This is a genomic window from Bradyrhizobium sp. 159 (assembly GCF_023073795.1).
Classification (GTDB): Bacteria; Pseudomonadota; Alphaproteobacteria; order Rhizobiales; family Xanthobacteraceae; genus Bradyrhizobium.
The window spans coordinates 187,072-208,451 of sequence record NZ_JADPKE010000088.1 but is presented as its reverse complement, the minus strand read 5'-3'; the positions used below and the strand labels follow the sequence as shown (position 1 = coordinate 208,451).

The following is a 21,380-nucleotide window of genomic DNA, read 5'->3' as shown; positions in this document are numbered from 1 at the left end:
CCATCGTCGCGACTGCGCGACAATCTTGTCGCGGCAGCCATGGCGTGACCTCAAAACAAGAACGCGCTACGCTTCCCCGGCAAAAACGAGAGGACGCGCCAATCGTGTATGACTTCATTATCGTGGGCGGCGGCTCGGCGGGGTCCGTGCTGGCCCACCGGCTCTCCGCAAGGAGCGCCAGCAAGGTCCTGCTGTGCGAAGCCGGACAGGACACACCACCCGGCAACGAGCCGGCCGAGATCAGGGACAGCTATCCGGGCACTGCCTATTTCGATCCGCGCTTCCACTGGACCGAACTCAAGGTCACGACGCAAGTTGTCAGCCACAACAATCCGAACGAGGAACGTCCTCCTTTACGCAAATACGAGCAGGCGCGCGTGCTCGGCGGCGGCTCGTCGATCAATGGTCAGATGGCCAATCGCGGCGCGCCGACCGATTACGACGAATGGCAGGCGCGGGGCGCCGAGGGCTGGAGCTGGAACGACGTGCTGCCCTTCTTCAAGAAAGTCGAGCGGGACCTCGATTTCGACGGACCGTACCACGGCAAGGACGGCAGGATCCCGGTCCGCCGTATCCCGAGGGAGCACTGGACGCGGCATTCACAGGCCTTCGCCGCGGCCTTCCAGCAGGCCGGCCATCAGTTCGTGCCGGACCAGAACGGCGAGTTCGTCGACGGCTATTTCCCGGTGACGCATTCGAACCAAACCGAGCAGCGCGTTTCGGCCGCGATGGGCTATCTCGATCGCGACACCCGTAAACGCGCCAACCTCACGATCTCCACCAACACGCAGGTTCGGGAGCTGCTGTTCGAGGGCACGCAATGCGTCGGCGTGAAAGCTGTGATCGATGGACGGGAGCAGGAATTTCGCGGTCGCGAGATCATTCTCTCCAGCGGCGCCATCCATTCGCCGGCGCATCTCTTGCGCGCCGGCATCGGCCCGGTCGGTCACCTCAAGGATCTGGGCATTCCCGTGCTGATGGGGCTGCAAGGCGTCGGCCAGCGCCTGATGGATCATCCCTCGATCTCGCTGTCGTCCTTCGTTCGCCGCGGCGCGCGCATGAACGAGCACACCAGGCGCCACATGCAGCTTGGGCTGCGATATTCCTCCGGGCTGCCGGGCGTGCCGAAAGGCGACATGTTCGTCGTCGTCATCAGCAAATCGGCCTGGCACGCGGTCGGCGCGCAGATCGGCTCGCTCCTAACCTTCGTCAACAAGACCTATTCCGAGACCGGGCAGGTCAAGCTTGCCTCGCGCGATCCCTCAGCGGAGCCGATCGTCGAGTTCAATTTGTTGTCCGACCGGCGCGACCTCGATCGCCTCATAAGCGGTTTCCGCAAGATGGCGGCGGTGCAGATGAGCGAAGTCGTCAGGAAGGTGACTGACAAGCCGTTCCCGGCCGCCTATACCGACCGCGTCCGCAAGATCGGCGTGGTCAATACCAAGAACAGGATTCTCACCACGATCGCCGCGGCTCTGATGGACGGCCCGGCGGCGCTGCGTCACTACATGATCGACAATTTCGTGGTCGAGGGTTTTACCTTCGATCAGGTGATGAACGACGACGAGGCGCTGGAAGCTTTCGTGCGCAAGGCGACCATCGGCGTGTGGCATGCCTCGTGCTCATGCCGCATGGGCCGGGACGACGATCCGATGGCAGTGGTCGACAATCAGGGCCGCGTCAAGGGCGTGCAGGGCCTGCGCGTCGTCGACGCGTCGATCTTCCCGGTGGTGCCATGCGCCAACACCAATTTTCCGGTATTAATGACCGCGGAGAAGATCGCGGCGGCGATGATGCAGTGAGCGGCAGGGTGCGCACCGGACGTTGGCCAATCAAGTGCCTCCGCAACGCTCCAGTTGCGGACGGGACTCGGTTGCATGCCGCAAGCTTGACTTGCTGGGCGGCATTCGTGCGCTGCGAGTTAATCATCTCAGCCGCTACGTGTAGGCGACAGCGATTGCAGGTTGTGTCGCGCGATCCCGCCATTTTTAGCCGCTCTTTAGGCCCATTTCAGCCAAACTGTTATTGGTTTCTCGTTGTCCGGGGCAGGGTCTCTCATTTGGAGTCCTGCAATGTTCAAGCGAGTATTTTCTGCGTGCGTCTTCGTTGTTCTAGGTTCTGTCGCTTCGGAAGCCCGGCCTTATCGCATTCATCAAGCCGCTGAATGCAATGTCACCATGCCCTGCGACTTCTCGTATTCGAGAACGCGAAACGAGCGGACTTCCAGGTCCTCACTGATTTCCAGATCTTCACTCAATTCCAGGTCTTCTCTACAAGCCTACCGCTCGACGCAACTGACAGTGACTGATGCAGGGGGAGCCGCCACGCCGGCGACCGTCTCCGGTGTATCCGGCGCGCGCGTTATCGGTGGCCGTCCGGCCGGTTGCCCTTCGTCCTTCTGCGGCTGCGGCGCGGCTCTGCGCGTGTTCGGCCGTATCGTGCCGGAATTGAATCTTGCGGCCAATTGGCTGCGCTTTCCGCGGACATCACCCGCACCAGGAATGGTTGCTGCACGACGAGGACACGTTTTCGTCCTGGAGCAGCACCTCGGGGGCGACGTCTGGATGGCCTATGACGCCAACTCGGGCGGGCGCGCGACGCGAATCCATGCGCGTTCATTGCGAGGGTATACGATCGTCAACCCGCGCGGCGGTTCGATGGCTTGAGGACGGCGGACACTATACTCTCGACAAGACCATGGACAGGTCGCGCCACCTTTGCGACCCGCCCATGCTGGACCATTGATTGGCGCCGGGCGCAGCGTCGATCACAGCCGCAGCACCTTGCCGGGATTCATGATGTTCTGCGGATCGAGCGCGCGCTTGATGGTGCGCATGATGTCGAGCTCGGTCTTCGAGCGATAGTGACTGAGCTCGTCGAGCTTGTCGATGCCTATGCCGTGCTCCGCCGAGATCGAGCCCCCCATGGAGGTGATGAGATCGTTCACGGCCCGCGTGATGACGCCCTTGTATTGGGTCAGCGTCTGCTGATCCATGCCGAGCGGCCCCATGAATGAAAAATGCAGATTGCCGTCGCCGATATGTCCGAGCGGATAGGGGCGGATGGTGGGGAGAATGCCGAGCACGGCCTTGAGTCCCAGATCGATGAACTCGGGAATCCTGGAGATCGCAACGGATACGTCGTAGCTCAGTCCCGGTCCCTCGGCCCGGGAGGCCTCGGCGACACCCTCGCGGATGCGCCACATTTTGCGCGACTGGCTGACCGTGTGTGCGATCGCTGCATCGCGCACGCGACCGGCCTCGAGCTGATCGGCGAGAAACTGCTCCATCTTCTCGGACATGCCCTCGGTGCCGTCCCGGCGTGGGCGTGCGGATGACCATTCGAGCAGGAGGTACCATGACGTATCTGCCTTGAGCGGATCCTGAGTGCCGGGGATATGGCGCAGCACCATGTCTATGGCGGAGCGGCTCATCAGCTCGCAGGAGCCGACATTGTCTTCGGAGGCGCTGTGGGCTTCGGACAGGATTTCCAGAGCCGCGCGCGGATCGCGCACCGCCAGCCAGGCGGTGCAGACGTCCTTCGGGGCAGGCCATAGCTTGAGAACGGCCTTGGTGATGATCCCCAGCGTGCCTTCGGCACCCATGAACAGGTGCTTGAGATCGTAGCCGGTGTTGTCCTTCTTGAGCGCGCGCAATCCGTCCCAGACCTCGCCATTGGGCAGCACGACTTCGAGCCCCAGCACGAGGTTGCGGGCATTGCCATAGCGCAGCACCTGGACGCCGCCGGCATTGGTCGAGAGGTTGCCGCCGATCATGCACGAGCCCTGGGCACCGAGGCTGAGCGGCAGGAACCTGTCGTGTGCGCTTGCTGTCTCCTGAAGCGTCTGCAGCACGCATCCGGCCTCGACCGTCATCGAATAGCCGACCGGATCGACCTCCAGAATGCGGTTCATGCGGCCGAGCGACAACACGATGCCGGTGTGCGCAGGCCAGGGCGTCGCCCCGCCCATCAGACCGGTGTTGCCGCCCTGCGGCACGATCGCGACGCCGTGCTCGTGGCAAAGCCGGACCACCCTGGAGACTTCCTCGGTGCTGCCGGGACGAACGATGGCACCGGCGCCGCCGACCAGCAATCCGCGCCAATCGGTCACGAACGGTTGCTTGCCGTGCTCGTCCTCGATGAGACCTTTTTGGCCCACGATCGCGCGCAACGCATCGCGCATTTCGGTGGTCAAAGGAGTGGCTGGAATGTCGGGTGGGGACGACGGGAAGGCAGCCGGCATGTGTTTCCTCTGGTGCATCTTTGGTGTGCACTGTGCACGTGACGTGCTGGGGTATTGTCCACGTTTGTGCCCGGGAGTCTAATGGGAATATAGCTCAAATTCCGCGGGAGCTCGGCGTCACCGCCAGCGCCGCGAAGCCGCGAGATCGCCTTTTACCGCGCGGCGTCTCGCCTCGGCAATGCCGCGGTGTTCGGCTTCATCACGATGAGGTATTAGGCCGTCGCCGCTTGCGGCTTCGGCTTGGGTTGCCGCGACAATGCCAGCACGATGAGCGAAGCGAACACACACAGCGCGCCAGCGACGAAGAAGGCGGGCAGGTAGCTCTCATAGACGGTGCGCGACAGGCCAGCGCCGAAGGCGGCGGTGCCGGCGCCGAGTTGATGGCCGGCAAAGATCCAGCCGAACACGAGGTTGGCGCGCTCGGGCCCGAACTTCTGCGCCGTGAGCCGTACGGTCGGCGGAACCGTGGCGATCCAGTCGAGCCCGTAGAACATCGCGAACATCGATAAGCCGTAGAACGAGAAATCGCTGAAGGGCAGGAAGATCAGCGACAGCCCGCGCAGGCCGTAATACCAGAACAAGAGCCAGCGATTGTCGTAGCGGTCCGACAGCCAGCCCGACATGATGGTGCCGAAGAAATCGAAGATGCCCATTGCCGCAAGCAGGCTTGCCGCCTGCACCTGCGGGATGCCGAAATCGAGGCACATCGGGATCAGGTGCACCTGGACGAGACCATTGGTTGAGGCGCCGCAGACGAAGAAGGTCGCAAACAGGATCCAGAACGCAGTCGACTTCGAGGCGTCGCGCAGCGTGCCGAGCGCAACGCCGGTGATCGAGCCGTGACTGGCCGGCGGAGCGGGCAGCGGCGCGGTCCCTGCGTCGCCGAATGGGCGCAGGCCGACATCGCTCGGCCGGTCCCGCATCGCGAGCAGGACTGCCAGCGCCGAGACACCGAGCATGGTGCAGACGAAGCCGAGTGCGAGGCGCCAGCCGAACCGTTCGGTGAGGCTTGCGAGCAGCGGCAGGAATACGAGTTGACCCGTGGCGACGCTCGCCGTCATGATGCCGACGACGAGGCCGCGTCTTGCTGCGAACCAGCGCGTGGCGATGGTGGCGCCCAAAACCAAGGCGGTCATGCCGGTGCCGATGCCGATCATCACGCCCCAGAGGGCGACGAGCTGCCAGACCTCGGTCATGCCGAGCGAGAGCACGAGCGCCGAGACGACGATCAGCTGGGCGGCGAGCGTGACGTTGCGCAGGCCGTAGCGGTTGAGCAGGGCAGCGGCGAATGGTGCCATCAGCCCGAACAGGATGAAGCGGATCGACAGCGCGGAGGAGATCTCGGCCGTGCTCCAACCGAACTCCTTTTGCAGGGGAAGGATGAAAACGCCGGGCGCACCGACCGTGCCGGCGCTGATCAGCGCGGCGAGGAAGGTTACGCCGACCATCACCCAGCCGTAGTGAATGTTGCGGCGGGAAAGTGCTGCCGCGAGCCAGTTCGAGATCATTGGGCCTCAATGTTGACGGGCGGTCGCAAGAGACCGGCGTCAGTTCGAGGATGGCACGGAAGCGTTCTGTCGCAAATGACAGAGTTCCCTCGTTTTCAGACTTTCTTGCGTCAGTGCCCCAGCCGCTCTACCGCAATCGCCGTGGCCTCGCCGCCGCCGATGCAGAGCGCCGCGACGCCACGCTTGAGGTTCTGCGCCTCCAGCGCATGAAGCAGCGTCACGATCAGCCGCGCGCCGGTCGCGCCGATGGGATGGCCAAGCGCGCAGGCGCCGCCATTGATGTTGAGCTTGTCGCGGGGAATGCCGAGATCGCGCTGCGCCGCCATCGCAACGACGGCGAAGGCCTCATTGATCTCGAACAGATCGACATCGCTTGCGCTCCAACCGACCTTGTCGAGCAGCTTGCGGATCGCCGGGATCGGCGCCGTGGTGAACCATTGCGGCTCCTGGCTGTGGGTGGCATGGCCCTTGATCTCGGCCAGAACCGGCAGGCCGCTCCGATCGGCGAGCGAGCGCTTGGTCAGCACGAGCGCGGCAGCGCCGTCGGCGTTCGCGGAGGAGGCCGCCGGCGTGATGGTGCCGTTGGCGCGGAACGCCGGCTTCAAGCCGGGGATTTTGGCGGGATCGACCTTCAGCGGATGCTCGTCGTTGGCGATGACGCGGGGACCCGCTTTCTCGGTGAGCGTGACCGGCGCGATCTCGGCCTTGAACGCGCCGCCTTCGACCGCCTTGCGCGCGCGGCTGAGTGTCTCCATCGCATAGGCGTCCTGGTCCTTGCGCGTGAACTGATAAGCTTCCGCAGTCGTCTCGCCGAAATCGCCCATGGAGCGGCCGGTCTCGTAGGCGTCCTCCAGCCCGTCCATCATCATGTGGTCGATGATGCGGTCATGGCCGGCGCGGTAGCCGCCGCGCGCCTTGGCCAAAAGATACGGCGCGTTGCTCATGCTCTCCATGCCGCCGGAGACGACGATCTCGGCCGAGCCGGCGCGGATGATGTCGTGCGCCAGCATGGTCGCCTTCATGCCGGAGCCGCAGACCTTGTTGACGGTGGTCGCACCCGTGGCGTCGGGGAGACCTGCTGCACGCGCGGCCTGGCGCGCCGGAGCCTGGCCCTGACCGGCTGGCAGCACGCAGCCCATGAACACCTCGTCGACCTTCTCAGGCGCGAGTTTTGCGCGCTCCAACGCCGCGCCGATTACGTGCGATCCGAGCTTGTGCGCGGGGAGCGGCGACAATTCGCCCATGAAGCGGCCGAGCGGGGTGCGGGCGGCGGAGACGATGACGACGGGATCGGCAGCTTCGGCCATGACGAACTCCTGCGGGGATAAGTAAGATTATGCTCATCATATGATGCGGCGCAAAAAATGCAACCGCGCCAGGGATGAGAAAATGTCGTCGTTCGGATGAGATTTAGTCGTTCGATTCGAGGAGGTGCTTCTTCGAGGCACATTGTCATCACCCGCGAAGGCGGGTGATCCAATATTCCAGAGGCCGTCGTGGGATACGGAGAAGCCGCGGCGTCCTGGATGCCCGGTCCCGGCTCCGCCAAGGCTACGCCGGGCCGTCAGGGTGCTCGGCCGCCGAAGCTTTAGCGAAGGCGGCAAGCCGGGGCATGACACGTTTGGCGTGGCGGCGACTTACTAATCAGAGACGATTGCGGCGACAGCCCTATCGCTTCCGGTTCACGAACGCCTGCATCAGCCGCGTCGGCTCGTCCGTCAGGAACGACTCGCCGAACACCTTGACACTGAGATTGACCGACTCCGTCAGCGGCAATTCCTCCCATTGCCGCAGCAGCGCCTTTTGCGATCGCAGCGCCTCGGGGCCGCATGCGAGCAACGCCTGCACGACGCGCTCGACCTCGGCATCCAGCCCGCCTTGCGGCGCAACCTTGTCGACCAATCCCCACGCGAGCGCCGTCGGCGCGTCGATGTTCTCCGCCGTCATCACCAGCCAGCGCGCGCGGGCCCAGCCGACCAGGCGCGGCAGCAGCGCGGCATGAATCACCGAGGGGATGCCGACGCGCACCTCCGGCATGCCGAAATGCGCATCATGGGCGGCGATGCGGAAGTCGCAGGCGGCGGCAACCTCGAGGCCGCCGCCGAGGCACCAGCCGGGCATGCGCGCGATCACGGGAGCCGGGAAGGCGCGCACCGCCTCGCAGAGATCGCGCAGGCGGCTGATGAAGGCTTCGGCCGATCTTTGGTCGAGTTTCGCCATCTCCTTGATGTCCGCGCCGCCGATCATGCTCTTTTCGCTCTCGCCGCGCAGCACCACGACGCGGATTGCGTGGTCGGTGGCAAGCCGCTGCAAGCCTTCGCGCATGGCGTCGGTCACGGGCGAGCCGAGGATGTTGAGCGGGCCGGCGTTGCAGATCGCGACATGGACGACGCCGCGCGCATCACGCGTCACGCCGCAATGGTGGTTGAGCATTTCCATGTGGCATCTCGAGGTTTGGTGGACAGGCGCAGGGCGCACCGGGTCGAGGTCACTTCCGGGCCGAAACGCCCGGCTTGTCAAGCGGGCGGTGGGCGGAGTTGCCAGGGCGAAGTCCGCCACATAGTATGATGTAAATCATACAAGAGGCGGTCATGACCCAATCCGACCATCTTGACCTGTTTTCGCCCGACCAGCGGCGCGAGCGCGTGGTGGATTGGCAGATGCCTGCACCGGTTGCGAAGGTGGCGATGGGTCTGTCGGGCATGGACGCCATGCTGGGCATTCGTGACGGCCGCCTGCCGCCGCCGCCCTTCGCAAAACTCATCGGCTTCACCATGGCCGTGGTTGAGCCGGGCCGGATCGTCATGGAACTGGAGCCGCGTGAAGATCTCGAAAATACTGTCGGCCTCTTGCACGGCGCAACCGCTGCGGCGCTGCTGGATACAGCCATGGGGTGCGCGATCTCGACCCGGCTGGAGGCCGGGCAGGGCTCCGTGACCCTCGATCTGAAGCTGACCTTCCTGCGTCCGCTCTCGGTCCGTTCAGGCCTGATCTCGGCCGAAGGCAAGGTGATCAAGCTGGGGCGCCAGACCAGCTACGCTGAAGGTTTCGTTCGTGACGGCAAGGGCGCGCTGGCGGTGCATGCAACCGCAACCTTTTCCATGATCGGCAACAATCTAACTGCGATTTAATGCGCCGTTCGCGACGTTCGCGTGTTATGAGATGATTTCCGACATTCAATGAGATCCGCATGCGCTATTCCCGGGAACACAAGCAGGAAACCCACGACCGCATCGTGAAGAAGGCCTCGGTGCGACTGCGCGAAAAAGGTGCCCACGGCATCGGCGTCGCCGATCTCATGAAGGAGGCAGGCCTGACCCACGGCGGCTTCTACGCGCATTTCGATTCCCGCGAGGCGCTGGTGATCGAGGCCTTCGCCTACGCCATGGATCGCTCGATGGAGCATTGGCGCAAGCTCACGAGCGAGGCTGCGCCGGAGAAGCGTTTGGCACTGATCGCGGATAGCTATCTCTGCGCGCTGCATCGCGACAATCCAGGCCATGGCTGCTCGATCCCCTCACTCGGCGCCGAGATCGCCCGCGAGAGCCCGAAGACGCGGAAGGCGTTTGCCGGCAAGCTCGACGAGATGATCGAGATGATGACCGATTATATCCCGAACATGCCGCGCAAGGCCGCACGAAAACAGGCGATTGCGACGCTCGCCACGATGGCCGGCACCATGCTGCTGGCGCGCATCGCCGGCTCGAGCGAATTGTCCGACGAGGTGCTGAAGGCGGGCCGGGACAGCGCGCTTGAGGGCGCGCGGCGTGAGCCGAAGGCCGCGGCCGCGAAGAAGGCGCGCGAGAAGCAGAACTAGTGCCAGCTACACCCCCTCGGGACCTCATCCTGAGGAGACCGCCAACCGGTCGTCTCGAAGGATGGCCGCGGGTGAGATACGGGCCTGCATGGTTCGAGACGGCACTTCGCGCCTCCTCACCATGAGGAGCTGGCAGTTGTGCTTCGGACCGGACTAATCGACGTTACCGCCCCGCAAACAGCGCTCGCTCGCGCTCCACGATCTCGCTGATGTAATCTGCGACGGCCCTGATCCGCGCGAGGTCCTTGCTGTCGGCGTGCATCAACATCCAGAACGTCCGCGTGATCGAGATTTCTTCGGGCAGTACGGCTTCGAGCTGCGGGTAGTCGCTTGCCATGAAGTGCGGCAGCACCGCGATTCCGAAGCCTGAGAGCGTTGCATTGAGCTGCGCGATCAGATTGGCGCTGCGGAAACGTGCGGAGATCTTCGGCGACACCTGCGGCAGATAGTCGAGTTCCGGCGTGAACAGCAGCTCTTCGATGTACCCGACGAAACGGTGCTGCGGCAGGTCCTGGCGCGATGTGATCTCTGGGAAACGTTCGAGATAGCCAGGCGCGGCATAGAGCCCGAGGCGGTAGTCGAGGAGCTTGCGGCCGACGATGCGGCCTTCCTTCGGCATGGTCAGGCTGATGGCGATGTCGGCCTCGCGTTTGGAGAGGCTGAACAGCCGAGCGGTGGCCACAAGTTGCAGGTCCAGATCGGGATAACGGTCCGCAAAGGGCGCCAGCCGCGGTGCCAGAAAGGCAGTGCCAAAACCATCGGGCGCGCCGATCCGCACGGTGCCGGTCAGCCGTGCGACCGAGCCGCCGACCTGCTCCTGATTGGCGACGATGGTCGATTCCATCGCTTCCGCACTGTCGGCGACGCGCTGGCCGGCCTCGGTGAGGAGATAGCCGGTCTTGCGCCGGTCAAACAATTTTGCCGAGAGATGCTTCTCCAGCCGGTCGACGCGGCGAATCACCGTGGCATGATCGACCCCGAGCTGTTTTGCCGCAGCCGACACCGAGCCGCCCCGCACGATGGCCAGCACGAAGCGAAAGTCGTCCCAATCGATAGCGCCTTGATCCAGCATTTTCGCACATCTATGGTGCAATATCTCAGACTTGAATCCTATAAAATGCAGGTCAATAGGATTTGTCAAAGTGATCAGGCTCGACTTCCAAGGAGATCATTCCATGCGTTCAATCGGACATTTCATCGGCGGCAAGGAGGTCAAGGGTACCTCGGGCCGCACCGCCGACGTTTTCGAGCCGATGACCGGTGACGTCCAGGCCAAGGTCGCGTTGGCGTCCAACGCCGAGGTTCGCGCCGCCGTCGAGAACGCGCGCGCCGCACAGCCGGAGTGGGCCGCGACAAATCCCCAGCGCCGCGGCCGCGTCATGATGAAATTCCTGGAGCTGATCCAGCGCGACTACGACAAGCTCGCCGAGCTGCTCGCGCGCGAGCACGGCAAGACCGTGCCCGACGCCAAGGGCGACATCCAGCGTGGCCTCGAGGTCGTCGAGTTCGCTTGCGGCATCCCGCATTTGATGAAGGGCGAATACACCGAAGGCGCCGGCCCCGGCATCGACATCTATTCGATGCGCCAGCCACTCGGTGTCGTCGCCGGCATCACCCCGTTCAACTTCCCGGCGATGATCCCGATGTGGAAGTTCGCCCCCGCGATCGCCTGCGGCAACGCCTTCATCCTCAAGCCTTCGGAGCGCGATCCCGGCGTGCCGATGAAGCTTGCCGAGTTGATGATCGAGGCCGGCCTGCCCGCTGGCATCCTCAACGTCGTCAACGGCGACAAGGAGGCGGTCGACGCCATCCTCGACGATCCCGACATCAAGGCCGTCGGCTTCGTCGGCTCGACGCCGATCGCGCAGTACATCTATGAGCGTGCCGCGCAAACCGGCAAGCGCTGCCAGTGCTTTGGCGGCGCCAAGAACCACGCGATCGTGATGCCGGATGCGGACATGGACCAGGCCGTCGACGCGCTGATCGGCGCCGGCTACGGTTCGGCCGGCGAGCGCTGCATGGCCGTCTCCGTCGCGGTCCCGGTCGGCAAGTCGACTGCTGACCGCCTGATGGAGAAGCTGATCCCGCGCGTCGAGAGCCTCAAGATCGGCACCTCGATCGATCCCTCGGCCGATTACGGTCCGCTGGTTACGCGCGAGGCGGTCGAGAAGGTCAAGAGCTACATCGACATCGGCATCAAGGAAGGTGCGACGCTCGCCGTCGACGGCCGCGGCTTCAAGATGCAGGGCTACGAGAACGGGTTCTATCTCGGTGGTTCGCTGTTCGACAACGTCACCAAGGAGATGCGGATCTACAAGGAAGAGATCTTCGGCCCCGTGCTCTCGGTCGTGCGCGCGCGCGATTACAAGGAAGCACTGGCGCTGCCGTCCGATCATGACTATGGCAACGGCGTTGCCATCTTCACCCGCGACGGCGACGCCGCGCGCGACTTCGCGGCCAAGGTCAATGTCGGCATGGTCGGCATCAACGTGCCGATCCCGGTGCCGATCGCCTATTACACCTTCGGCGGCTGGAAGAAGTCGGGCTTCGGCGATCTCAACCAGCACGGCCCGGATTCGGTCCGCTTCTACACCAAGACCAAGACGGTGACCTCGCGCTGGCCGTCCGGCGTCAAGGAAGGTGCGGAGTTCTCGATCCCGCTGATGAAGTAGGGCTGTAGCCCAGTCGTCATTACGAGGAGCGTAGCGACGAAGCAAATCCAGCGGAGACAGGCTGGATTGCTTTGCGGAGCCTGTCATCGGGCCGCGCTTCCCGCGGACCCGTTGGCTCGCAACGACGGTGGAGCAAAAGGGTAGACAACGTCATGCAGTTCGCTCTGAACGAGGATCAGATCGCAATTCGCGACATGGCGTTGGTGTTTGCGGCGGAGAAGATCGCGCCGCAGGCGCTGCGCTGGGACGAGGAGAAGCATTTCCCCGTCGACGTGATGCGCGAGGCCGCCACGCTCGGCATGGGCGGCATCTACATCCGTGACGATGTCGGCGGCTCCGCCATGACGCGGTTCGATGCGGCGCTGATCTTCGAGGCGCTGGCGACGGGCTGCCCGACCACCTCGGCCTTCATCTCGATCCACAACATGGCGTCCTGGATGATCGATGCCTATGGCAGCGACACCCAGCGCCACACATGGCTGCCAAAACTCTGCACCATGGAGCTCATCGCGAGCTATTGCCTGACCGAGCCGGGCGCCGGGTCGGACGCAGCGGCGCTGCGCACCCGTGCCGTGCGCGACGGCGACCACTACGTGCTCAACGGCCAGAAGCAGTTCATCTCCGGCGCCGGCGGCACCGACCTCCTGGTCGCGATGGTCAGGACCGGTGGCGATGGTCCCGGAGGCATCTCGACCCTCGTCATCGACGGCGAGACGCCGGGCGTCTCGTTCGGCGCCAATGAGCGCAAGATGGGCTGGAACGCGCAGCCGACCCGCGCGGTGATGTTCGAGAATGCCCGCGTGCCGGTCGCCAACCGCCTCAGCGAGGAGGGCGCCGGCTTCAAGATCGCGATGGCCGGCCTCGATGGTGGCCGCCTCAACATCACCGCGTGCTCGCTCGGTGGTGCGCAAGTAGCGCTCGAAAAGGCGCGCAGCTACATGAAGGAGCGCAAGGCCTTTGGAAAACGCCTCGACGAATTCCAGGCATTGCAATTCCGCCTCGCCGACATGGCGATCGAACTCGAGGCCGCCCGCACCTTTTTGTGGCGCGCAGCCGCGGCGCTGGATCGCAAGGATCCTGATGCCACCATGCTCTGCGCCATGGCAAAACGCTTCGGCACCGACGTCGGATTCGAGGTCGCCAACCATGCGCTCCAGCTTCACGGCGGCTATGGCTACTTAAGCGAATACGGCATCGAGAAGATCGTGCGCGATCTGCGCGTGCACCAGATCCTCGAAGGCACCAATGAAATCATGCGGCTCATCGTGGCGCGCAAGCTGATCGAGGGCGCACCATGAGTGGCGTGGAAGAGGGCGACCTGATCGCCCGTGTCGAGGGCGCAGTCGGCGTGATCCGCCTCAACCGCCCGAAGGCGCTCAATGCCGTGACGCTGGAGATGTTTCGCGACATCGACAAGGCGCTCGACCGCTTCGAGGCCGATGCGGCCGTCGCTGTGATCCTGCTGGAAGGCGCCGGCGAGCGTGGGCTGTGCGCCGGCGGCGACATCCGCACACTCTGGGAAAGCTCGAAGGTCAACGGTGACCTCGGCAAGATCCTGTGGCGCGAGGAGTACATCCTCAATGCCCGGATCAAGAAGTTCCCAAAGCCGTATGTCGCCTTCATGGACGGCATCGTGATGGGCGGCGGCGTCGGTTTGTCAGCCCATGCCAGCCATCGTGTCGTTACAGATCGCACGAAGCTGGCAATGCCGGAAGTCGGTCTCGGCTTCTTCCCCGATGTCGGCGGCACCTATCTGTTGTCGCATTCGCCGGGCGAGATCGGCACCTATTTCGGGCTGACCGGCCAGACCATGAACGGGCCGGACGCGATCCATGCGAAGTTCGCCGATTGGGTCGTGCCGGCGGTGAAGTTGCCGGAGCTGCGCAACGTCCTGACGAAGCTGCGCCCCGATGCGACTGCGGCCGAGGTCAGCATGATCATCAACAGCTTTGCGACCGGCGAGACAGCAGGACCAGTATCTGCGAAGGAGCCGATCATCGACCCGCTGTTCGGCTTCGACCGCATGGAAGATATTGTTGCGGCGCTCAAGCGCGACGGCTCAGAGTTTGCGCTCGCCACGTTGAAGACGCTCGGCGAAAAATCGCCACGCGGCATGGTGGTGACGCTGAAGCTCTTGCGGCTCGCACGCATGGCGTCCAGCCTGGAAGAGTGTCTCGTGCGCGAATATCGCGCCGCCCTGGAGGTATTTCGCAGCGACGATTTCCGCGAGGGCGTGCGCGCCGCCGTGATCGACAAGGACCGCAATCCGACCTGGTCGCCGCCGCGGATCGAGGATGTGACGCCGCAGATGCTGGCACCATATTTCGCCGAAATCGGCGCCGACGAGCTGAAGTTCAACTAGAATATTGAAGCGGAGGAAACGACAATGGCCACGGTCGCATTCATCGGTCTCGGCAATATGGGCGGCCCCATGGCCGCCAATCTGGTCAAGGCCGGCCATAAGGTGGTCGCGTTTGATCTCGTCGAGGCCTCGCGCAACCAGGCCAAGGCCGACGGCGCAGGTATTGCCGACAGCGCAGCGGGCGCGGTGAAAGGCGCGGACGTGGTCGTCACCATGTTGCCGGCCGGCAAGCACGTGCTCTCCGTCTGGAACGAGGTCGTTCCCGCGATGGCCAAGGGCACGCTGATCATCGATAGCTCGACCATCGACGTCGAGAGCGCAAGGCAGGCGCATGCGCTCGCCGCCAAGCACGGCGTGCTCTCCGTCGACGCGCCGGTCTCCGGCGGCACGGGCGGCGCCAAGGGTGCCACGCTGACCTTCATGTGCGGCGGTGAGGAGAGTGCGTTTGCGGCGGCCAAGCCCGTGCTGGAGAATATGGGCAAGAAGATCGTCCATTGCGGCGGCGCCGGCGCCGGCCAAGCCGCGAAGATCTGCAATAACATGATCCTCGGTATTTCCATGATTGCGGTGAGCGAGGCATTTGCACTGGCTGAGAAGCTCGGGCTCTCGCATCAGGCGCTGTTCGACGTCGCCTCGACCTCGTCGGGTCAGTGCTGGTCGCTGACGACCTATTGTCCGGTGCCGGGCCCGGTGCCGACCTCGCCAGCCAACAACGACTACAAGCCGGGCTTTGCCTCGGCGCTGATGGTGAAGGATCTGACGCTGGCGCAGGACGCGGCGAAGGCGGCAGGTGCGGTGACGCCGCTCGGCAAGCATGCGCAGGAGATCTATCAGTCCTTCGACGCCGCCGGGCAGGGCGGGGTGGATTTTTCCGGAATTATCAAGCACGTTAGGGCGCTGGCCGGGAACACTTGATGACGACATTTCAGGAAGCGCGCGCGTTTCTGCTCAAGCACCGCACGGATTTCGACGCAGCGGTCAAAGGCTTCCGCTGGCCCGATCCGGCTCCCTTCAACTGGGCGCTCGACTGGTTCGACGCCGAGCTGGCGGCGAATGCGGACAGCAAGGACCGTCCGGCGCTCTGGATCGTCGATGCCGCGCAGGATCGGCAGACCAAGCTCTCCTTCGCGGCGCTCTCAAAGCGTTCCAACCAGGTCGCGAACTTCCTTCGCGCGCAGGGCTTGAAGCGCGGCGACCACCTTTTGCTGCTGCTCGGCAATGTGGTTCCGCTCTGGGAGACGATGCTGGCGGCGATGAAGCTCGGCGTCGTCGTGATTCCCGCGACCACGTTGCTCACCGCCGACGAGCTGCGCGACCGGCTCGATCGCGGCAAGGCGAAGGCGGTGATTGCTGCCGAGGATCAGGTCGCGAAATTCGCAAGCCTCGGTGCCGAGAGTATCGTCCGCATCGTGGTCGGCGCGGCCTCCAGCGGCTGGCTGGCCTATGACGAGGCGGCGCACGCTTCGGAGAGTTTTGCGCCTGACGGTCCGACCAATGCCGACGACCCGATGCTGCTCTATTTCACCTCGGGCACGACCGCAAAACCAAAACTGGTGCGGCACAGTCAGCGCAGTTATCCGGTCGGCCATCTCTCGACTATGTATTGGATCGGGCTGCAGCCCGGCGACGTCCATCTCAACATCTCGTCGCCCGGCTGGGCCAAGCACGCCTGGAGCTGCTTTTTCGCGCCGTGGAATGCGGGCGCCACCGTGTTCATGGTCAACCAGCCGCGCTTCGACGCAAAAAGCCTGCTCGCCACCATTGGCCGCTGTGGCGTCACTACGTTATGCGCGCCGCCGACGGTATGGCGGCTGTTCATCCAGGAGAACCTTGCCTCCTTCAAGGTGTCGCTTCGCGAGGTCTGCGGCGCCGGCGAGCCGCTCAATCCTGAAGTGATCGACAAGGTGCAGGCGGCCTGGGGCCTCACCATCCGCGACGGCTACGGTCAGACTGAAACGACGGCACTCGCTGGCAATTCGCCGGGCCAGCCAATCAAGGTCGGATCGATGGGCCGTCCGCTGCCGGGCTATCGCGTGCAGATCAGCGATGCCGACGGCAACCCGGCGAAGGAGGGCGAGGTGACGCTGGTGCTCGGCGTGAACCGTCCCGCCGGATTGATGCAGGGCTATCAGAGTGATGACGGCAAGCTCTCCGGTGCGGAAGGCGAGCTCTATCGCAGCGGCGACGTCGTGTTCGCGGACGAGGACGGCTATCTCACCTTCGTCGGCCGCTCCGACGACGTGTTCAAATCGTCCGACTACCGCATCAGCCCGTTCGAACTGGAGAGCGTGCTCCTGGAGCACGAGCTCGTCGCCGAGGCCGCCGTGGTGCCGAGCCCCGATCCGATCCGGCTCGCGATTCCCAAGGCCTTCGTGTTGCTGACGTCGGGCGCCGAGCGCTCGCCGGAAACCGCGCTCTCGCTCTTCAAGCACCTGCACGCGCGCCTTGCGCCGTTCAAGCGCATCCGCCGTCTCGAAATCGTCACCGAGCTGCCGAAGACCATTTCTGGAAAAATCCGTCGCGTGCACCTACGGCAGCTGGAGCGCGATGACGACCGCAACGATCCCCTGCGTGGCCGCGAATTCCGCGAGGAGGATTTTCCGGAGCTGGCAAAAACACGGAGTGAGACCTAAGTGAACGAAGCCTGGAAGAAGCCGCCGATTACGCTGGACGCCTATCAGGCCATGGTCGGCAAAGAGATCGGCGTGTCGTCATGGCACCTGATCGACCAGCCCCGCATCGACGCCTATGCCGACGTGATCGAGGATCACCAGTTTATCCATGTCGACCCGGAGCGCGCCAAGAAGGAAACCGCGTTCGGCACCACCATCGCACACGGCTTCCTGACGATGTCGCTGATGTCGATCATGTCCTATGAGGTGATGCCTGTGATCGCGGGCACCACGATGGGCGTGAATTACGGGTTCGACAAGCTCCGCTTCATCTCGCCGGTGCGCTCGGGCAAGCGCGTCCGCGGTCGCTTCATGCTGACGGAGGCCAAGCTGCGCAAGGCAGGCGAATTGCAGTCTCGCACCAACGTGACCGTGGAGATCGAAGGCGAGGACAAGCCCGCGCTGGTCGCGGATTGGCTCGGGTTGATCTATTTCGCCTGACACCGCCCGTCGTTGCCTGGGCTTGACCCGGCAATCCATCGCTGCTCAAAAAGGCACCCCAGAGCGGGGTTTCACCCTCTCCCCTTGTGGGAGAGGGTGCCTCGCGAACGCGAGGCGGGTGAGGGGTCTCTCTCCGCGAGCGCATCTGCCGAGAGAGACCCCTCATCCGGCGCTTCGCGCCACCTTCTCCCACAAGGGGAGAAGGGAAGAAGAACAGAGACTCCTACTCATGGCAATCAGGTTCGACGGACGCGTCGCCATCGTCACCGGCGCGGGCAATGGTCTGGGGCGGGCGCATGCGCTGGGATTGGCCAGCCGCGGCGCCAAGATCGTCGTCAACGACTTCGGCGGCGCGCGCGACGGCACCGGCGGCTCGCTGTCGCCGGCCGAATCCGTGGTCGAGGAGATCCGCAAAGCGGGCGGCTCCGCGATGGCCGACGGCGCCGATGTCTCGAATTTCGAGCAGGTCACAGCCATGGTCGAGCGCGCCACCAGGGAGTGGGGCAGCGTCGATCTCCTGTGCGCCAATGCCGGCATCCTGCGCGACAAGTCGTTCGGCAAGATGGAGGCGGCCGATTTCCAGAAGGTGCTCGACGTGCATCTCGTCGGCACCTTCTATTGCTGCAAGGCGGTCTGGGCCGGCATGCGCGACCGCAACTACGGCCGCATCGTGCTGACGACGTCGTCCTCCGGCCTCTACGGCAATTTCGGACAGGCCAATTACGGCGCGGCGAAATCGGGCATGGTCGGACTGATGAACGTGCTCGCGGAAGAGGGCCGCAAGAACAACATCCGCGTCAACATTATCTCGCCGACGGCGGCAACCCGCATGACCGAAGAGCTGCTGCCGCCGCAGGCGCTGCAACTGATGAAGCCGAACGCGATCACGCCCGCGGTCGAGTACATGCTCAGCGAGGACGCGCCGACCCGCACCATCATGGGGGCCGGCGCCGGCTCCTTCGCCGTGATCAAGATCTTGGAGAGCGAAGGCATCAACCTGCCGGAATCCGAATGGACCCCGGACGCGGTCGCCGCGCATTTCGCCGAGATCAGCGATATGTCGAAGGCCAAGGCGCTAACGGGTGCGTTCGAGCAGACGCAGAAATACGTCGCGCAGGCCGCGGCGCGGGCTGGGGTAAAACTCTGACAGCGGTCGCCGTCATCGGCGGCGGTCCCGCCGGGCTGATGGCGGCGGAGGTGCTGGCACAAGGCGGCCTGCGCGTCACCGTCTACGATGCCATGCCGTCCGCTGGCCGAAAATTCCTCATGGCCGGCCGCGGCGGTCTCAATCTCACCCACAACGAGCCGCTGCCGCAGTTCATGGCGCGCTACCGCGCGGCGGCGCCGAAGCTGAAGGGTGCCATCGACGCGTTTCCCCCCGACGCGCTGCGCGCCTGGAGCGAGGCGCTGGGCGAGCCGACTTTCGTCGGTAGCAGCGGGCGGGTGTTTCCGAAGGCATTTAAGGCATCGCCCCTGCTGCGCGCCTGGTTGCGGCGCCTGGATGCGCGCGGTGTCCGCTTCGTCTTTCGCCATCGATGGACTGGCTGGGACGGCGGGGGACGGCTGCAATTCCAAACACCCAATGGAACGGCTGAAATCGTTGCCAAAGCGACGGTGCTGGCACTCGGCGGCGCAAGCTGGCCGCGGCTTGGCTCCGACGGCGGCTGGGCGACAATTCTGGCGGACAAAGGCATTGCGATATCGCCGCTGCGGCCTGCCAATTGCGGCTTCGCCGTCTCCTGGTCCGATGTGTTCCGCACGCGTTTTGAAGGCCAACCGCTCAAGGGAATTGCGCTCAACTTCGGTCCGCATGGCCTGCGCGGCGAGGCCATCATCACGTGGGCCGGCATCGAGGGTGGGGCGATCTACGCGTTGTCGGCCGAACTGCGCGAGGCGATCGCTGCGGACGGCGAGGCGGTGCTGCGCGTCGCCTTGCGCCCGGACGTTGATGAGGCCGAACTCGTCAAGCGCCTGTCTGCCCCGCGCGGCAAACAGTCGCTCTCCAACTTCCTGCGCAAGACCGCGCAGCTTTCGCCCGTATCCGCCGGGTTGCTGCAGGAGGTGGCAATCGGCACGGGCCAGTCGCTGTCGGCGATGCCGCCCGAGCGATTGGCGGAGCTCATCAACGCCGTGCCGATCAAGCTAACTGGCGTAGCGCCAATTGCGCGTGCCATTTCCAGCGCCGGGGGCATCTCATTCGATGAACTCACTGCGGATTACATGATCCGCAAGTTGCCCGGCGTATTTGCCGCCGGCGAGATGCTGGACTGGGAGGCGCCGACCGGCGGCTATCTGTTGCAGGCGTCGTTTGCGACCGGCGCCGCGGCGGGCAGGGGCGTGCTGAAACGGCTCGCCCAATTGTCGTCCTGATTTTCCCGATCATAACGTGCCGGTCCTAGAGACGAGATTCGTGAGGAGGCCCAACACGCCGAAGCTTGCTGCGACGGCGCAAACCAGGGTCCAGCCGCCATAGCTCCAGGCCAGGGAGGCCGCCGCGGCGCCGACGCCGCCACCGAAGAAGAACAGCGCGACAAACAGGCCGTTCAGTCGGCCGCGTGCTTCCGGTCGCAGCAGGTTGATGGCGCGGCGGCCGAGCGTCTGGTCGGTGGTGATGCCGACGTCGAGCAGGATCGTGCCAAGGCTCAATACCAGCAGTGCGGTGATGCGGGATTCCAGCATGCCCGCCCAGGCACACAGCGCGAGTGAGCCGATGATGAGCAGATGGGCCGCAAGGAACATCGGCCGCGCCCTGCCTTTGTCGCCCCAGCGGCCGGCGATCGGTGTTGCCGCCGCGCCAGCCACGCCAATCAGCGCGAACGCAGCAATTCCCTTGGCGTCGAGGCCGAATGGAGCATCGGGCAGCCGCAGTGCGACCGCCGACCAGAACGCGGTGAAGGAAGCCATGACAAGCGATGCGGTCCAGGCGCGCACCCGCAGCACGGGCTCTTCCCGCAGCAGCCTTGGAAAGGATAGGAGCAATTCGCCGTAGCTCGCGTGTGCTGTCGGTTGAAGCGTTGGAAGATAGCGGCCAAGTGCACCGGAAAGCAGCGCCATCAGCGCGGCCGAGACGACGTAATAGGCGCGCCAGCTCCAGAGATCCGCGATCAGGCTCGCCGCGGGCCGTGACAAGAGGATACCGACCATCAATCCACCCATCACTTCGCCGATGGCCTGACCGCGACGGTCCGGCGGCACCATGGATGCGACAAGCGGAACCATCATCTGGATCGCCGCGCAGGACGCGCCGAGGATGAAGGTGGCGAGCAGCAGGAGCGAGGGCGTCGGCGCAAGTGCCATTGCAAGCGCGGCGAGGATGGCGCAGCCGAGCGTCCGCAGGATGAGTCGCCGGTTCTCGACGAGATCGACCAGAGGCACGAGCAGCAGCAGGCCGAGCGCATAGCCGAGCAATGTCAGCGTGCTGATCAGGCCGGCCTGCCACGCAGTCATGGACAGTGACCGGCCAATCAGCCCGAGCAGGATCTGCGGCGCGAACAGATCGGTGACGACGACACCGGCGGTGACGGCGCCAAGCCAGATCAGGGGCCGCTCGGCGAGTTGGCTTCGAGACCCCGGCTTGGTGGCTTCGGAAATAGTCATGGATCCTCGCAGCTCTGGTGCGAGACCCTTTAAGCGGAAGCATCAATATGCTACAATTCAAATAAGAC

Annotated in this window: 18 protein-coding genes; 12 read left to right on the top strand and 6 right to left on the bottom strand. The window is 64.5% G+C overall.

Going from position 1 to position 21,380, the window contains the following annotated elements; all coding sequences use genetic code 11:
• The first annotated feature begins 104 nt into the window (after window positions 1-104).
• Window positions 105-1,802 carry a GMC oxidoreductase gene (locus tag IVA96_RS26185; protein ID WP_247420162.1) on the top strand — a complete coding sequence of 566 codons (1,698 nt, stop codon included), beginning with the start codon at window positions 105-107 and terminating at the stop codon, window positions 1,800-1,802.
• Between the two features lie 270 nt (window positions 1,803-2,072).
• A complete protein-coding gene (locus tag IVA96_RS26180) occupies window positions 2,073-2,666 on the top strand; it encodes a hypothetical protein (protein ID WP_247420159.1) in 594 nt (197 codons plus the stop codon).
• A 101-nt stretch (window positions 2,667-2,767) separates the two neighbouring features.
• On the opposite strand, the gene IVA96_RS26175 is transcribed toward IVA96_RS26180, so the two are convergent.
• The 4 genes from IVA96_RS26175 to IVA96_RS26160 all read right to left on the bottom strand — a co-directional run bounded on the left by IVA96_RS26175 (window position 2,768) and on the right by IVA96_RS26160 (window position 8,190).
• Window positions 2,768-4,243, bottom strand: coding sequence for an FAD-binding oxidoreductase (locus tag IVA96_RS26175; RefSeq protein ID WP_247276935.1), 1,476 nt, complete (start codon window positions 4,241-4,243; stop codon window positions 2,768-2,770).
• 212 nt (window positions 4,244-4,455) lie between these two features.
• Window positions 4,456-5,751: an MFS transporter gene (locus IVA96_RS26170; RefSeq protein WP_247420157.1), complete on the bottom strand. Its 1,296-nt coding sequence runs from the start codon at window positions 5,749-5,751 to the stop codon at window positions 4,456-4,458.
• A gap of 110 nt (window positions 5,752-5,861) precedes the next feature.
• Window positions 5,862-7,058 carry an acetyl-CoA C-acyltransferase gene (locus IVA96_RS26165; protein WP_247420152.1) on the bottom strand — a complete coding sequence of 399 codons (1,197 nt, stop codon included), beginning with the start codon at window positions 7,056-7,058 and terminating at the stop codon, window positions 5,862-5,864.
• A gap of 361 nt (window positions 7,059-7,419) precedes the next feature.
• Window positions 7,420-8,190: an enoyl-CoA hydratase gene (locus IVA96_RS26160; RefSeq protein WP_247276938.1), complete on the bottom strand. Its 771-nt coding sequence runs from the start codon at window positions 8,188-8,190 to the stop codon at window positions 7,420-7,422.
• Between the two features lie 152 nt (window positions 8,191-8,342).
• Between IVA96_RS26160 and IVA96_RS26155 the strand changes: the two genes are divergently transcribed.
• Both IVA96_RS26155 and IVA96_RS26150 read left to right on the top strand, forming a co-directional pair.
• Window positions 8,343-8,882: a PaaI family thioesterase gene (locus IVA96_RS26155; RefSeq protein ID WP_247420149.1), complete on the top strand. Its 540-nt coding sequence runs from the start codon at window positions 8,343-8,345 to the stop codon at window positions 8,880-8,882.
• Window positions 8,883-8,941: 59 nt separating this feature from the next.
• The gene (locus IVA96_RS26150) at window positions 8,942-9,568 is read left to right on the top strand and encodes a TetR/AcrR family transcriptional regulator (protein WP_247420147.1); all 627 of its coding nucleotides are present in this window, start codon (window positions 8,942-8,944) and stop codon (window positions 9,566-9,568) included.
• 163 nt (window positions 9,569-9,731) lie between these two features.
• Here IVA96_RS26150 and IVA96_RS26145 read toward each other — a convergent pair whose 3' ends face one another.
• Window positions 9,732-10,640: a LysR family transcriptional regulator gene (locus tag IVA96_RS26145; protein ID WP_247276941.1), complete on the bottom strand. Its 909-nt coding sequence runs from the start codon at window positions 10,638-10,640 to the stop codon at window positions 9,732-9,734.
• Window positions 10,641-10,743: 103 nt separating this feature from the next.
• Between IVA96_RS26145 and IVA96_RS26140 the strand changes: the two genes are divergently transcribed.
• From IVA96_RS26140 to IVA96_RS26105, 8 genes are all read left to right on the top strand, one after another.
• A complete protein-coding gene (locus IVA96_RS26140; protein ID WP_247420144.1) occupies window positions 10,744-12,240 on the top strand; it encodes a CoA-acylating methylmalonate-semialdehyde dehydrogenase in 1,497 nt (498 codons plus the stop codon).
• A gap of 152 nt (window positions 12,241-12,392) precedes the next feature.
• Entirely contained in the window at window positions 12,393-13,538 is a 1,146-nt protein-coding gene (locus IVA96_RS26135) for an isobutyryl-CoA dehydrogenase (RefSeq protein ID WP_247420143.1), read from the top strand.
• Complete coding sequence (locus IVA96_RS26130; protein WP_247276944.1) at window positions 13,535-14,602, top strand: enoyl-CoA hydratase/isomerase family protein; 1,068 nt, start codon at window positions 13,535-13,537, stop codon at window positions 14,600-14,602. The genes IVA96_RS26135 and IVA96_RS26130 overlap by 4 nt, the downstream gene beginning before the upstream one ends.
• A 24-nt stretch (window positions 14,603-14,626) precedes the next feature.
• Complete coding sequence (mmsB, locus tag IVA96_RS26125; RefSeq protein ID WP_247276945.1) at window positions 14,627-15,517, top strand: 3-hydroxyisobutyrate dehydrogenase; 891 nt, start codon at window positions 14,627-14,629, stop codon at window positions 15,515-15,517.
• Complete coding sequence (locus IVA96_RS26120; protein ID WP_247420142.1) at window positions 15,517-17,235, top strand: AMP-binding protein; 1,719 nt, start codon at window positions 15,517-15,519, stop codon at window positions 17,233-17,235. Before mmsB ends, IVA96_RS26120 begins: the two co-directional genes overlap by 1 nt.
• Window positions 17,236-17,715 (top strand): MaoC family dehydratase, encoded by a 480-nt coding sequence (locus IVA96_RS26115; RefSeq protein WP_247420141.1) that lies wholly within the window; start codon window positions 17,236-17,238, stop codon window positions 17,713-17,715.
• Window positions 17,716-17,944: 229 nt separating this feature from the next.
• The gene (locus IVA96_RS26110; protein ID WP_247420140.1) at window positions 17,945-18,862 is read left to right on the top strand and encodes an SDR family NAD(P)-dependent oxidoreductase; all 918 of its coding nucleotides are present in this window, start codon (window positions 17,945-17,947) and stop codon (window positions 18,860-18,862) included.
• The gene (locus tag IVA96_RS26105; protein ID WP_256465494.1) at window positions 18,859-20,085 is read left to right on the top strand and encodes a TIGR03862 family flavoprotein; all 1,227 of its coding nucleotides are present in this window, start codon (window positions 18,859-18,861) and stop codon (window positions 20,083-20,085) included. Before IVA96_RS26110 ends, IVA96_RS26105 begins: the two co-directional genes overlap by 4 nt.
• Window positions 20,086-20,094: 9 nt before the next feature.
• Here the strand turns inward: IVA96_RS26105 and IVA96_RS26100 are convergent, their stop codons facing one another.
• Window positions 20,095-21,312 (bottom strand): MFS transporter, encoded by a 1,218-nt coding sequence (locus IVA96_RS26100; RefSeq protein WP_247420139.1) that lies wholly within the window; start codon window positions 21,310-21,312, stop codon window positions 20,095-20,097.
• Window positions 21,313-21,380: the final 68 nt, after the last annotated feature.